At 62.0% G+C, this 13965-nt stretch carries 13 protein-coding genes; 7 read left to right on the forward strand and 6 right to left on the reverse strand.

Annotated elements, in window-relative coordinates:
• The coding region (locus KAZ48_08280; GenBank protein MBP7972785.1) for a nucleotidyltransferase family protein at positions 1 to 1130 on the reverse strand (1130 nt) is incomplete at its 3' end.
• Complete coding sequence (locus KAZ48_08285; protein MBP7972786.1) at positions 1127 to 2026, reverse strand: hypothetical protein; 900 nt, start codon at positions 2024 to 2026, stop codon at positions 1127 to 1129. The genes KAZ48_08285 and KAZ48_08280, both read right to left, overlap by 4 nt.
• Before the next feature lie 34 nt (positions 2027 to 2060).
• Between KAZ48_08285 and KAZ48_08290 the strand changes: the two genes are divergently transcribed.
• Positions 2061 to 3797 carry an ABC transporter ATP-binding protein gene (locus tag KAZ48_08290; GenBank protein MBP7972787.1) on the forward strand — a complete coding sequence of 579 codons (1737 nt, stop codon included), beginning with the start codon at positions 2061 to 2063 and terminating at the stop codon, positions 3795 to 3797.
• Here KAZ48_08290 and KAZ48_08295 read toward each other — a convergent pair.
• The 3 genes from KAZ48_08295 to KAZ48_08305 are packed head-to-tail and all read right to left on the reverse strand — an operon-like array spanning position 3781 to position 5921.
• On the reverse strand, positions 3781 to 4203 hold the full coding sequence (locus KAZ48_08295; protein MBP7972788.1) for a lasso peptide biosynthesis B2 protein: 423 nt from the start codon (positions 4201 to 4203) through the stop codon (positions 3781 to 3783). The two genes, KAZ48_08290 and KAZ48_08295, sit on opposite strands and share 17 nt — an antisense overlap.
• The gene (locus KAZ48_08300) at positions 4196 to 4993 is read right to left on the reverse strand and encodes a hypothetical protein (GenBank protein ID MBP7972789.1); all 798 of its coding nucleotides are present in this window, start codon (positions 4991 to 4993) and stop codon (positions 4196 to 4198) included. The genes KAZ48_08295 and KAZ48_08300 overlap by 8 nt, the downstream gene beginning before the upstream one ends.
• A gap of 46 nt (positions 4994 to 5039) precedes the next feature.
• The gene (locus KAZ48_08305; protein ID MBP7972790.1) at positions 5040 to 5921 is read right to left on the reverse strand and encodes a metallophosphoesterase; all 882 of its coding nucleotides are present in this window, start codon (positions 5919 to 5921) and stop codon (positions 5040 to 5042) included.
• A 135-nt stretch (positions 5922 to 6056) separates the two neighbouring features.
• Here KAZ48_08305 and KAZ48_08310 point away from each other — a divergent pair, with 135 nt between their 5' ends.
• Together KAZ48_08310 and KAZ48_08315 are read left to right on the forward strand one after the other, a co-directional pair.
• Positions 6057 to 6215: a hypothetical protein gene (locus KAZ48_08310; protein ID MBP7972791.1), complete on the forward strand. Its 159-nt coding sequence runs from the start codon at positions 6057 to 6059 to the stop codon at positions 6213 to 6215.
• A 283-nt stretch (positions 6216 to 6498) separates the two neighbouring features.
• Complete coding sequence (locus KAZ48_08315; protein ID MBP7972792.1) at positions 6499 to 8016, forward strand: hypothetical protein; 1518 nt, start codon at positions 6499 to 6501, stop codon at positions 8014 to 8016.
• Here KAZ48_08315 and KAZ48_08320 read toward each other — a convergent pair.
• On the reverse strand, positions 8011 to 9420 hold the full coding sequence (locus tag KAZ48_08320) for a class I SAM-dependent methyltransferase (protein MBP7972793.1): 1410 nt from the start codon (positions 9418 to 9420) through the stop codon (positions 8011 to 8013). The genes KAZ48_08315 and KAZ48_08320 overlap by 6 nt on opposite strands.
• A gap of 107 nt (positions 9421 to 9527) precedes the next feature.
• Here KAZ48_08320 and KAZ48_08325 point away from each other — a divergent pair, with 107 nt between their 5' ends.
• The 4 genes from KAZ48_08325 to KAZ48_08340 form a co-directional block, all read left to right on the forward strand.
• Positions 9528 to 11315: a hypothetical protein gene (locus tag KAZ48_08325; protein MBP7972794.1), complete on the forward strand. Its 1788-nt coding sequence runs from the start codon at positions 9528 to 9530 to the stop codon at positions 11313 to 11315.
• A 146-nt stretch (positions 11316 to 11461) separates the two neighbouring features.
• The gene (locus KAZ48_08330) at positions 11462 to 11686 is read left to right on the forward strand and encodes a hypothetical protein (protein MBP7972795.1); all 225 of its coding nucleotides are present in this window, start codon (positions 11462 to 11464) and stop codon (positions 11684 to 11686) included.
• Between the two features lie 254 nt (positions 11687 to 11940).
• Positions 11941 to 12126, forward strand: coding sequence for a hypothetical protein (locus KAZ48_08335; GenBank protein MBP7972796.1), 186 nt, complete (start codon positions 11941 to 11943; stop codon positions 12124 to 12126).
• Between the two features lie 421 nt (positions 12127 to 12547).
• The coding region (locus KAZ48_08340) for a hypothetical protein (GenBank protein MBP7972797.1) at positions 12548 to 13965 on the forward strand (1418 nt) is incomplete at its 3' end.

Consider the following 13965-nt stretch of genomic DNA (forward strand, 5'->3'; position numbering starts at 1 on the left):
GCACCATGTGAGAGCCGTCGCGAAGCGACGAGCCCCAGGCCTGGGTGCTCGTCAGGCGATTCGCCGGTGACAGCGGATGGCGGCAGCGCGATCCATGCCCCGACGCGGGCCGCATCCGCCATTGAACGGCACGTTTGTCCCCTTCCCACCAGTCGCCGATACCAGTCACCCGCCTGAGTCGTCACGTATCCCTCACCCATACCGCGCTGGGCGCGATCTGCGATCCGCAGGACAATCGTGCGCTGCTTGGGGCGCAGCTCAAATGCAGGGGCATTGGGAGGTAACCCGAGATTGGCCTCGGTGACAGCCAGCGTTCGCCGGATTCCGCTGTCGGCAGGCGGGAGCCGATCGTCGCGAAAGCGAAGCATGGAAAGCAATCGGTACACGTCCACAAGGGTGCGCAGTGATTCCCACTCATCCTTCGCCGCGTTGCGGCACGCGTAGACGAACGCATCGGCGATGCTCAAGGTGGGAATCGACGCATTCCCGATCTCGACACTCGCGCGCCGGGACCATGCGCGAGTGAAGTCAGGCAGGCCACTTGCCATCGAGTCCAGCCGCCAATGCAAGTCGATCGTCTGCGTCGCATTACCCATCGCCAGCTCGGCATTGCCAAGCCACAGTGCATAGCGGAAGTTCCACGAAGCGGCCGGTGTCGGGATCTCACAGCCGAACTGCTCGTATCCCAGCTCCGCGAGCACGCTGACAGTTGCCGCAACATCGCCAGGTCTGACCCAGATGTCAATGTCACCACTTCCCCGAGCGGTGTAGTCACCGGTTGTGGAAGCTGCGAGTGCAACCCCTTTGATCGCCAAACTGGGGATCGATTGCGTCGACAAGGCTTGGACCGCACTGGTCAGTTGACTTGCGCTCAGCAGGGCTGCTAGCTGTTCGTCCTGGGTGTCACCGGCCAGGTCAGTCACCACTGATTCTGGAAGCCGAGTTGCCTGCGCCGAGGCGACCAGTAGCGGCTGAACGCGGTGCCGCCGCGCGGCCCTGAGAAATTCAGCCGGGTCGACATCGCGTAGATCTGGCGGGGCCGCAGCAGCACCAGTCTCGGCCGCTAGGGAATGGCGCAGCGCGCGACGTAGCGAATCCAAAACGTGTGGATCAAGTCTCGGCTCCATCACAACCGGTTGGCCAGGCGATCGAGGGCGTCGCACACTTCCTCAAGTGATTCATCCTCGGGTGGACGAGTCAGATCCACCACCGGCGTGGCACCGGCGAGTTTGGTCAACCAGCCGAAATAGTCCGCCCGCAGTTCCGGCGCCTGCGTGACACCGGAAGATTCGCCGTGCGCGGCCAGCACCGCGGTGGCATCCGCCGCACTGACCTCCGCGGTCGAGATCTTGCCGGGCGACGTACGCAACTGCACGATTAGACCCAGGGGGCGCCGCGACAGATCCGCGTCAATCTGGACTGTTCGCTTCGTTCGCCCTGGCAGCAGGCGCCCAATGCTGGGGTCAGCACCAAGGAGCTTGATTGCGCGATCCGAGAGATGGACTGGGCGTTCATGCGGCACGATCAGCGGCAGTTCTCCCCGAAGATCAATTTCTGCAACGTCGTCACAAGCAAGAGTCCAGCCGCGGGCAACCAGAGCGGCGGCTGTGGTGGACTTCCCCGCCCCGCTGTCGCCAGCAATCGCGACCGTACAACCCTGCGGAGAAGTGACCAACGATGCATGCAGTGTGAAACGCCGACGCTGCGTGAGCAGCATCTCCATCGCCCAGCTGTACACCATGAAGTCGTATGCCAGGCGATCGCCAAGATCGATCCGGTTGATCATGACCGCGCTGCCCCCGCTGACGTAGACGCGTGCGGGGCCCAGCATGAACAGACAGCGGTCGGCGTCGGCGCAGGTGTCCTCATCATCGACGAACCCCTGCCAGCGCTGTGGAGTTGCTCCTTCGATTACAGGAACACCGAGCACACGCGCTGTAGGGCCATTCGGTTCCATGACGTTGACCGGCCGGGAGTCGCGCGAGATGTCGTGGATTGCCGCGTCGGCGAGCTGGCGATCATCCATACCGGAAGTCTGCCACGGGTTAGGGTCAGTATTTGTGGCTGCAACAGAGTCCGGAGATGTGTTCGGGTGGATGGGACGATTGGTCCGCGCCGCGCAACGTGCGTGCGGAACCCCGGCACTCGCGGGCCTTCTCAGCCTTCAAATCCTGATCGCGTTATCAGAGGGCGTCGGCCTGGCGCTTGTGGTTCCGGTGATTCAGTCAGTGCAAGAAGGCGGGGCGGTCACCCTGCCAGTGTTAAAGATCACTGTCGGGCCCCTCGCGCTACTCACAGCGATTGTGGTCGCGGTCATCGTGCGAGCTGGCATGCAGTGGGCCGCCACCGTGCATGGCGACAGCGTGGAATTCCGCACCACCGACGAGCTCCGGCTCAGCGCCCTCGACGCTTTGCTCAACGCTCGCTGGTCATATTTGTCGACGCAGCGCCGTAGCCACGTGGTTCAGAAGCTCACGACCGACATCATGCGGGCCAGCGGGGCGCTAGATCAACTCATCATGCTCACCGTGAGCTTGCTGATCCTCGCTGCCACCACTGCAGTCGCGATCTACCTGAATCCGGCGATCGGCGGCCTAGCGCTGCTGGCAGTGCTTGCGGTGGGTCTGGCTTCAATTCGCGACGTGAAACGTGCGGGCACGCTGGGAGAGGCGTGGTCGGATCGGATCGAAGCGTTCGGTGCGGTCGTCACCGATTCGCTGGCATCGGCGCGAATGGTACGTGCCCACGATGCTTCCGACATCTGGATGCGGAGTCTGCGAAAGGAGGCAGCGCACGGGCGTACCGTCCAGGTGCACTACGTCCGCACCTCGGCAGGAACCCGCGCCGCTCTTAGTGTCGCCGCTGTCGTAGGCGTCGTGGCTCTTGTACTGATTTGCCTGTGGATCGGAGTCGAATCGGCGGTATTGATCGCCCTGGTACTGGTGGTTTCGAGGATGCTGGGGGCTGCTCAATCGATCGTCTGGCAGGCTCAATCGGTCGCGAACGACGCACCAGCACTGGACAGTGTCCAAGCAATTACCCGCGCCGCGCAGACCGAGCGGGATGATCACGTCAGCGAGGTTGCCGATGCCAGCGACCGACGACCGACGGCTTCGAAAGGTGAGGTGTCGCCACTTGTCCGGGTACGTGATCTGACGGTTACCTACCCGAACTCGCCGCAGTCGGCGCTGCTCGACGTGAATCTGAGTATTCATAGGGGTGAGTCCGTCGCGGTCATAGGTCCAAGTGGCGCCGGGAAGTCCACGTTGCTCGACGTTGTGTTGGGCCTCACCGTTCCAAATTCGGGGAGCGTCGAGATTGACGGTCAGCCGTTGGGCAATTCCATGGCGTGGCGGGCCCGGACTGCCTACGTGCCGCAAGAGGTGCTGCTCATTCCAGGCACGGTGCGCCAGAACGTCGTGTGGACCATGCCGCCCGGAGTTTCGATAACCGACGAGCAGGTCTGGGACGCACTCGATGACGCAGCTGCCGGTGATGTCGTGCGGTCGCTGCCGAATGGGCTCGACACTGAACTTGGTGAGACCGCCGAATTGTCTGGGGGCGAAAAACAGCGACTCTCGATCGCCCGCGCGCTGCTCCGGTCACCGGAGTTGCTGGTTCTGGATGAGGCCGCAAGCGCCATTGACGTTCAAACCGAAGAACGGGTGCTGCATCGGATCCTTGCGCGCTCTGGTGCGGTGCTGCTGGTTACGCATCGGCTTGATGCGGCCAACCGGGCTGATCGGGTCGTAGCGCTGGAAGAGGGCAGAACCTCCCCAGTCAACGGAAGTGCGTGATCGCGGTGAAGTCCGCCATTTCCTGGGCTCCCGTGATGGTCCCGCCTTGGTCACCCACCAGCCATGCATGAACTCCCTGGGCTGGATCCTCAGTGAGGAGTCCGATCACGATCGTGGCGTTTGCGCTGCGGCGCAACAACATCCAGCGACCCGCAATTGCACGGTCGAGGCAGGTTGTCGACATCGGCAGCCGGTAGCTGCCGCGCTCGATTGCCGCAGAAACTACGTGTTCGATCCCAGAAGGAGCCTGGGGCTCGCCGGTCGCGAGCCCCTCTGCGACCTGTGGCTTTCCGGCGAGTTTCCGCACGCTGTATGTCGGGCGAGCAGCCCTCAGCATTCGGGCGATCGCAAGGAACGTCATCGCCTCGGCAGTCCTCGCGCGGTTGCGCAGAAGCCGACTATCCATTGCTGGCCACCTGCTCAAGCTCGGGTATGCCAAACATCTGCGCCCAATTTGCAGGCTTCAGCAAGGCTGCGGTTCCTGCTGGGATGAAGTGAAAGAACAGCAGGTCGCAGAAGGGCGCTTTGCTGCCACCCTGTGGCATCTTGTCGCGGTAGTGCCATTGGCTGCTACCTGAAAACAGCACCGCCTGCCCTGGCTCAAGTGCGTAACTGGTGAACTCAGCATCGGGCGAATCTTTGATCCGGTCTTCCCAGGCGTCCGGGTACCCGTCGGCTTCACTGTGGGGCCAGGGCTGAATCTGACTGAAGTGAATGGGCCATGGTTCGCTTTGTCGCAGGCATACGTCCAGGGTCCATTTCGCCTCGGGAGCGTCCATGTGGACCTGGCAGATTCCGGTGGATCCATATCGGCTGAGGAAGTTGTAGTTCGGCTCGACTGGTTCCCCGGCTGCCTCACTGACTAGTGGCACGAGCTGTTGCTGCAACTGGGTAAAGAATGGGTGATCGTGGACGACGAACCGGCCGAACGACTGCGTCTCGTGAGCCTCAAGCTCGTTGAGTGACAGCGAAGCCGCGACGCGCAAGATTTCATCGAATGTGTCGTCGCCAAAGACCGAATCCAATCGTTGGACCTCGAAGTCTTGCCGCGTGTGCAGGACGTCAAATGCACCATCGAACGCTGCGAGCTTCGAGGGTGCAACCGTCGAGACGATGTGCCGGGCGTGCGTGAATTGGGAAAGCCAAATCGAGTCGTACCAGGGATACGAGTCGTGCTGCGGGCTTCCCTGACTCATCGTTTGCCTCACTCGCGGAGTCGCGTCCGTCAAATCCTAGTCGTGATTAGCAGCACGTGAGCGTGAGTGGCCGGGAGACGGGATTTGCAGTGGCGGCTGATCGGGGATCCACCGCCCAGAAAAGCTGCCCGCCGTTGAGCCGAATTCGGCAGATCTTGCGTTCTTCGTCGACTGATACCTGTGCGCCGCCCTGGATCAGCGGCGCGATGTCCGCGTTCCACCCGTGGCGTGCCCAGACGAAGGGGGACGTGTGGCCATGCGTCTGCGCGAACGCGGGTATCTCGCCTTCAGCCGCGGCGGCCGCCTGCCAAGGTGCGTAGACCTCCTCGATCCCATCCGCCCACATTGGCCCAGCCGCGATATCTGCTTCTCCCGTGATCAGAAGGCCCGAACGCCAAGCAACACCCAACTTCTGCGCTGCTTCGTTGAGTTGGATTGCCGCATCATCGGCATTCACGGGTCGATCGATCACGTCCCACGCGCCAATAGTTAGGCCCGCGTGCGTGACGAGCAGCTCAGTGTCGATTGCGATCGCGGCAATAGGTTCGGTCGGGGATGGTTGCAACTCGAACGCGGCAGCGACTTTCATCTGGCCCGTTTCCCACCAGCGTCGCAAGATCTGCTGCGTGTCACTGTCGACTTCTGGTGACCAGAAATGTGTGCCCAGAGGCAGGTACTGCGATTCATGATTGCCCACCAACTGAACCCATCGGTTGGGGTTGGCTTTCATCAGTTGGTCGACCAGCCTCACTACTCCAGCACTGTCGAGACCGCGATGAACCAGATCCCCGACCTGAACTACCACTAGGTTGCGAGGGATATCGCGGGCAGTCACATTCACTCCCACGGATTCGAGTTGGGCAATCAGACTCCCCAGGTGGCCTCCGATGTCACCAACAATCACCAGTTGACGAAGACCAGTTTTCACAGCCGCGATCCTAGTCTTCGGCGCCGCCGTCGGCTGCGAGTTTGCGCTTTCGACGGTTGGCTGAGGTGGGGTACCCTGGCAGGTGCCGCGCAAGAACGTTGCGTCCGCGATCTCAACTGGATTTGGAGGCACGCTATGGCAGCTTCAGATGACGCGGACTCCGATGCCGATGTCAGGCAAGCGTGGGTTGCGCCGCTAGCGCGTCGGTTGGGTACCGCATCAGCCGCCCAAAATGCTCGAAAAGGAATGGGCATGGATGGCGGTATGGGAAACCTGATGCGGATCAGTGTCTGAGTCGACACTGGGTGTAGCGGCAGAGACCACAAATACCACGTCTCCCTCGGCGCTGTCTCTGACGGTTCAAGTACGCCCGGCAGGTCCGCAAGTTGTTGTTCGTGAGGCTACTGCGCAGCGTGTTATGCGGGATGGCCGAGTTTTGGCGGTGGTGACGAGCCCAGCGCCGGTGGACTTGGACGTTCTCGCGCGCTGGATTTCAGCTGGATGCCCTGAAGCATCCGCGCCGCGGCAAGCATTTGCCGCAGTGCTTGCAGATCCAGTTGATGGATCTGTTGTTTCGGTGTCCACGTCCCGCACCGAGGTATCCCTGTTCTACACATGGACGCCGGATTCGCTGATTCTGTCCAGTCGATTGCGGGGCGTGGTCGATTGGCTGCCGGTGCGCCCAGATCTGAACATTGGCAAGCTCGCCGATCTGACTGCGCTATTCGATGATCCCGAGAACACGGTGTTTGAAGGAGTCCAGCGATTGCCGACCGGACATCTGCTGCGCTGGCGGCCGGGGCAACGTCCTGTGCTTTCGCGTTGGTTCCGCCCTGAAGAAACCGAACCAATTCGCCTAACGGGACCAGACAGCGATGCATTTCTGATGCGTGCTGCGGTCCGATCTGCAGTGCAGGCTTCCTTGCCGGCGTCGGGCGATGTCGCGGCGTCGGTTTCCGGTGGCCTGGACTCGACGATGGTCGCGGCCATGGCTGCCGAGGTCATGTGCGCGCAGGGTCGAGTTGTCCACGGTGCAACTCATGTGCCGCTGCCTGGCACTGCTGCGCGGCGGGTCGGCTGGGAGCCTGACGACGGCCCTTACGCTGAATTGCTGGCGGAGCAGATTCCGGGCCTGACGTTCACTCCGATCATCAACCGCGCGAAAACTAGCCCCTTGGAGGTTTTGACCTGGGAGTTCGATCACACATACGCGCCGACGATGAATGCAACCAACGTGGTCTGGTGGCAAGCTATCTGCAGGTGGGCCCAATCGCTGGGCTGTGAATTGCTGCTGGGTGGTGATTCAGGCAACGCATCGTTTTCGCGGGATCGAGCCGGTGTTAGACAAGAGCTGTTCGATACGGGTAGGTGGCTGCCAATCCTGCGGGACTTGCCACTTCAACACAGGGCTGGCGAATCGTGGGCCGCAGTCGCGTATTCGCTGGCTGGTGTTGTTTCTCCGAAGTGGGTGCACGCGGCGCGCAACCGCTGGAGAGATCGCGGCGAGCCGTCATTCGCACGGCAAATGCCCCTTCGTCAGGAATTGCTGAGCGAGGGGGCGCGCGCCTACCTTGTGCAACAGGAGACGAGGACACCGACACGTTCGAGAACGGACTGGCTGCGTTGGGTACTGGAGGACCCATCGCTTACGTCATCCGTACCCGACGTTGGCCCGTGGCAAAGTGATCCGTTGTCTGACCCAGTTGTCGTTAGAACTGCATGTTCCCTACCGCTCGAATCCTGGATTGGTGGCGGGCTCAACCGTTCGGTCGCCCGCCGCGCGATGGCCGGACTGGTGCCAGACGAGATCCGTTTGCGTGCCACCCGCGGTGAACAATCGGCTGACTTTGGCCGGTGGATTATCGGTCGCGATCAGGAATACCGCGATGCCGTAGATGAAGTCGCAGCTTCACCTTCGGCGAATCAATTCATCGACGTGCCTGCGCTCCGGGCCTCTATCGCAACCGGTCTGCCAGCGCCCGGACCACTAACCGACCAATGGGACAACACCCACGGTCGCGCCTTAACACTCGGCCTGTTTGCCGCGTGGTGGGACAAGCGCACAGCGAGAACGCCAGCGCTTAGGTCGTCATAGCGGCACGTCGATGGCGAGTGTGGCTTCCCACCACGCGAGCTTCTCGGTCAGAGAGTCCGCTTTGGGATGAGGCAGTCCGTCCCGCCGCGCGGCAAGCGCTGCGTCGGTCGAACTGCTCAACTTGACCCCGTTGCCGGATTGGGCTGAGAGAAGGCAAAACACTGAGTCCGATCGGCCAGCGCGATCGATCGCGACTCGGTTAAACCGGTCGACAGAGGCGCGTGCGCCTTGGGCCTGCGCCGGTGCGCGCAGTGGTTGCAAAACTCCACTGCCAATGAGGTCGACAGCCCAGACCGCAGTCGGGATATCGGCGGTCGAGCCAAGCAACTGCGGAATGGTCGACAAATCATCGATGCCGGCAGTGTCGGGTGTGAGCTCGCGGACTGCTTCCCCGTCGACCTCGAGATACCCAAAACCGCGTTTCCAGTCAATCGTCGCTGGCGGAGTAAGCCAACCCACTGGCGGATTCTCCACCCCCAGATCCAGCGGGGACCCCAACCGTGGGCCTGCGATCTGGTCCTGCGCGTCCTGGCGGAACAAGACGGTCCGAAAGCCCGGGTTCAGTACGAGTTCGCGCAGTCGGCTCGCGGAAACCGGACCTGGTGCGGATGCCGACAGTGCCGCAAGTTCGGCGTCGCGCCAGTTCAGCGTTAGCTCCTCACCGCTTGTCGTTCCGACGTAGCGCAATCCCCGGGTAGCCATCATTCGAACCACCTCATCGACCCAAAACTCCTGGTACGAGGGCACACCGAGGTCATGAACGATACTTCCTATTTCGCTGGTAAGGATGTCGCGGAGGGTCTGCCTGGTGACGGGATTAGACATCAGGAAGTCCGCACGGCTCTCGGCGAGTTCACGCAGGACAGCGACTGCCGTCTTCGCATAATCCTCCTGATCGATCGTTTCGGCCATCAGGCTTTGTGTGAGGTCGTGCAACGGAGCCAGACCTACGTGTCCTGGGGCCGAATCGAAACCCAGGTATGCCAAACCGCCGGGGCTCAGCCGACCCAACAGTTCTCGGAGCTGTTCACGGACAGGTTCGGGCACCCATGACAAGATCCCCCGTGCAGTGGCAATGTCTGGAGAGAAGTCGGTGTCTTTCAGTAGCTCAGCGAAGTCGGTGCAGCGCGCCTCAAGATTTTCCAACCCGGCTTCATCGCGGAGAGCTGCCAAGAACTCGCTGTGATGGGGATTGATATCCGCGCCAAGGCACCGCAACTCTGGATTTGCCGCTGCCACCGCTGCGACGGTGATGCCCGGACCGCAACCAAGGTCGACGTAGCTGCGCGGGAGCAGGTCAAATGTCTCTCCCCGGCATGTTCCAATCCAGAGCAGGGATGCAGGCGTTTGGTCGGGGATGAACTGAGCTGGATAGCTAAATTCGTGAAGGTAGCGTGTAACCACATGCCGATGATCGCACGCCGGTGTGAGGCTCTCAATTCCCCACAGGCCGACTCGGAATGGTGTCACAAGGATGAGTTGCACATGAATCGCGATTGTCGGCCGCTCCAATGAGTGATCGCGCCGTCTCGATCGGCAGCCGTGCTGACAGCAGGATGCTCACTGTTGAAGTGTCCCTCCGGGCAGCCGAGCCACGAGTCACCATCTATGAGGCCACCTCCCAGCGGATCTCGGCCGATGGGCTTGTGTTTGCCGCCGTGACCAGTCCAGCACCGACGGACTTTGATGACCTACGAGTTTGGTTGAGTCGTGGTTGCCCTGATTCATCTGCGCCGCGGCAGGCATTCGGGGTTGTTTCAGTCGAGCCCCGCACGGGCAGGGTGCTCGCGGCGACATCCGCCCGAACCGAGGTCTGCCTGTTCTACGCCCAAACCGCAACGTCATTGGTGGTGAGCAGCCATCTGGCGGGGCTGGTAGCACGGTTACCGGAGCTCCCGGAACTTAATGTCGCCAAGTTGGCCGATCTCATGACGCTTTCGGATGATTCACGGAGCACGGTGTTCGCCGGTGTTTCGCGAGTCCCGACCGGGCATCGCATGCGCTGGCAGCCGGGTCAAACGCCGACCGTATCCAGATGGTTTCACCCTGACGCGGTCGTGCGGTTTCGAGCACTGAAACCTGGCGACGATGCGGTGCTGATGCGCGATGCCGTGAGAGGTGCCGTTACCGCATCGGTTCCGGAATCGGGTGACGTAGCGGCGGCGCTGTCTGGCGGACTTGATTCGACAATGGTTGTCGCTACAGCCGCTGGGATCCTTGTGCCACAAGGACGCAAGGTAAACGCAGCGACGCACGTGCCGCTGCCGAGAGCCGCCGCGATCAAGTCCGGCTGGGAGCCCGACGATGGGCCGTACGCACGGTTGATGGCCGAGCGAACGCCCGGGCTTACGTACACTCCGTTGGTCAACACCGCTAAGAAGACTCCGCTTGATGTCCTGCCGTGGATCTTCGAAACCACGTTCGCTCCAGTCTTGGTGCACTCAAGCGTAGTGTGGGGCGCCGCGATGACCGAGTGGGCGCGGTCGCTGGGTTCCCAAGTTTTGCTTGGTGGCGACATGGGTAATGCGTCGTTTTCACGCAATCGGGCCGGAATTCGTCGCCAGCTGGTCCTTGCTGGTCGGTGGGGGCCAGTCCTGCGTGACCTACCTTTGCAGCGCCGCAGCGGGCAGTCGTGGGCGCCGATCATGTTCTCGCTTGCGGGGGCGATCGCCCCTGATTGGGTGCACAGATTGCGCGGCCGTCTGCCCGCGAACAGCAGCGTGCGCTTTGCTCAAGAGATGCCATTGCGCCCCGAAATGATCAGCGACGAGGCGAGCCAGTTGCTTAAGGCTTCCGCTCTGGGGTCGCAAGCACGCGCACATTCAGCTTGGGTGGACTTCGTCATGGAGGATCCGTCACTGAGCCCGAGTGCGCCAGATATCGACCTGTGGTTCAGCGATCCTCTGTCAGATCCGGAGGTGATCCGTACCGCATTCTCATTGCCACTTGAATCTTGGATTGGCGGTGGACTAGATCGCTCAGTAGCCCGTCGGGCGATGGTCGGCCTGGTGCCCGACGAGATTCGCCTTCGAACCACCAGAGGCGAGCAATCGGCCGACTTCGGGGAGTGGATTCAGGGTCGCGAGCAGCAGTACCAGGAGGCGATGGATGAAGTCTCCGCTTCGCCCAGCGCTCAACGATTCATCGACGTCGCCAAGCTGCGAGCATCGTTGGCGGCTGGGTTACCACACCCGGGTCGTGCGGCGTATGACTGGGACTTGACACACGGTCGCGCGCTAAACCTCGGCTTGTTCGCCGCATGGTGGGACCACAAGGTTAGGGCGACTCCTGGCCCGTGATCCTTCTGCGGAAACCGGACAAGGAGGGAAACTGACTTTGACCACTGTGGGCGACGCGGGCAGCTAGGTCGCCCGGCATTCCTGGCCCTCCAGAAAACTCCGCAAGACCATCAAGACGCCGCACGGCGACCTTCAACCTCGCGCCCGTGCGGACCGTATCGGGTGGCTTCCCTGGCTTCTACATGGTTGCTGCCGCCCCTGAAGGCGGCGCTTTGTTCTGCACCAACAACAGCAGCAAGGCGGGCGATGCCGACAGCACAATGCGGTTCAGCGACGGCTGGCAAAGCCAGAGCGCCGCCGACAGTGACAACCGGTGGCCTGCGGCGCTGGGCTATTTGCTGCGGCGTCGCGCATGGGACCTCCGGGCGTGATGACGATCGTCCCGTCGGGCTGGCAATCAGTCCGTCCGGTGACAGGCTCCAGGTGATCAACGCAAACCAGGTCGGGTCAGTCGCGCGGATCAAAATCCATGCGAATAACTTCACTCTTGATACAACGATCAGCCTCGGGTAGCCACAACCCCTTCAGATCGCGCTAACCGGTGAAAGCGATGGCCGAGTGCTCTCTTCGAGTGTGGGACCAGCGGTGGCATCTACAAGACCTCGGGCCTTGATCCGACCCTGCGGTGACGCGAGCCAATGTCAGCTCCGACTCGTGGGGCGTGACATCGGTTGGGACGCACGTCCACGTTGGCAACGTCGGCGACAATTCCCTCCCGGTACTCGACAACTCTGTCGGTATCGTCAACACGGTTCCAGTCGGCGCCGAGCCCTACGAGGTCGCTGTCGACCCGAGCATCACGGCAGGCTGAGTCCGCTACGTCACGTGCTGGGACGGCAATAGAGTCTCTGGCGTCGCTCAGCCATATGGGTCGAGTTCTTCCTGGGTTTGACGCTCGGGGCGCCTGCGGGTCGTATGTGCTGCATACTCATGCTGTGAGGACCGCACTCGTCGGCATCGCGGCGTGCGGGTTGTTGGTGAGCGGCCTGGGCGCAGTCAGTCCCGCTGTCTCGACAGCCGCGCCGTCGGTTACTGCTGCCAAGGCCAAGCCGGGTACATCGTGCCCGCCCAAGAAACATGGCAAAGTTGTCAAGACTGGGGCTGGTCAACTGAAATGCGTGAAGCGACATGGAAAGTGGAAGTGGACCGCGGGCCGTGCTACCCCAAATCCAAGCTCGACCCAATCGGCGCCGTCGCCGTCTAAGTCTACGGCCGCGCCTTCCGCTGGTCGTTTGCCTCCCAACTATCCTTTCCCCCACGGACGCAAGTCGGCTGCAGCGGCCGTCAGCCCTCTGTCGACGATCAGTCTGACACCCACGCGCACAATCTCTGGCACTGCGGGCAGCTTCTCAAACCCCTACATGGTCGGTGCGGGAACCGGAACAAGCGCCTACTTCACCACCGACAGCAGCAACAACGGTGGCACCGACAGTACTAAGGGCTCTAATCCGAGCTGGAACAGCGAACCGACGCCGACAGGCAGCGGAGCGTGGTCCTCGGTGACGTATGGCGGGGGGCTGTACGTCGCGGTCTCAAGCGGGGGTACGGGCGACCAGGTCATGACCAGTCCTGATGGCATCACCTGGACCAGCCGCTCAGCCGCGTCGAATAGTACGTGGCAATCGGTGGCATATGGGGCTGGAGTGTTTGTGGCCGTCGGTGCATCCGGAGCAGTGATGACCAGCCCTGACGGAATCACCTGGACCAGTCGCACGAGCACGTCGGCCAGGAACTGGACTTCGGTGACTTATGGCGTCACCGACGCGAGATTCGTCGCGGTCGCTAGCGATGGAACGGCCGCCCAGCAGGTGATGTACAGCTCCAACGGAACATCTTGGACCGCAGCGACCAGTCCCAGCGCCAGGACCTGGCGATCTGTCACCTACGGCGCTGGGACGTTCGTTGCGGTGGCTGATAGCGGCAGTGCGACAGGACAAGTCATGTACTCCACCACGGGAACCGGAGCGTGGACGACGGGCAACAGTACCAGCGCTCGAACGTGGACATCAGTTATCTACGGCGCCGCAGATAACAAGTTCGTCGCGGTCGCTAGTGACGGGTCCGCGAATGGGCAGGTGATGTACAACAACAATGGCGTGGGTGCCTGGTCTTCGGCGAACAGCAACAGCTCCCGAGCGTGGACATCTGTGACATATGACGGCGGGAAGTTCGTTGCGGTCGCTAGCGACGGCAGTGCCACTGGGCAGGTCATGTATGACACCAACGGAACCGGTGCCTGGTCATCGGCGAACAGCCCCGTCGCAAATTCGTGGCAATCCGTTGTCTATGGCGGCGGCCAGTTCGTTGCCGTGTCTAGCGATGGCAGCCCCAACCAGGTGATGAGTAACTCGAACGGAATTGGGACTTGGACTAGCCGACAGACTCCCAGCCAGAACAGTTGGAGTTCGGTCGCTTATGGCGCTGGCACCTTTGTCGCGGTTTCGAGTGGTGGTAACGGGAGCGGACAGGTCATGACTAGCCCCGACGGCACAGTCTGGACGAGCCGCACCGCGGCGTCGGCCAGCACGTGGCAGTCGGTGGCCTATGGCGGTGGCGTGTTTGTCGCGGTCGGTGCAAGCGGTGCGCTGATGTCGAGTTCTGATGGCATCACGTGGACGAGTCGTTCGAGTCCGTCGGCCAGAAACTGGAC

The sequence above is a fragment of the Candidatus Nanopelagicales bacterium genome, from assembly GCA_018003655.1.
Lineage (GTDB): Bacteria > Actinomycetota > Actinomycetes > S36-B12 > UBA10799 > JAGNDY01.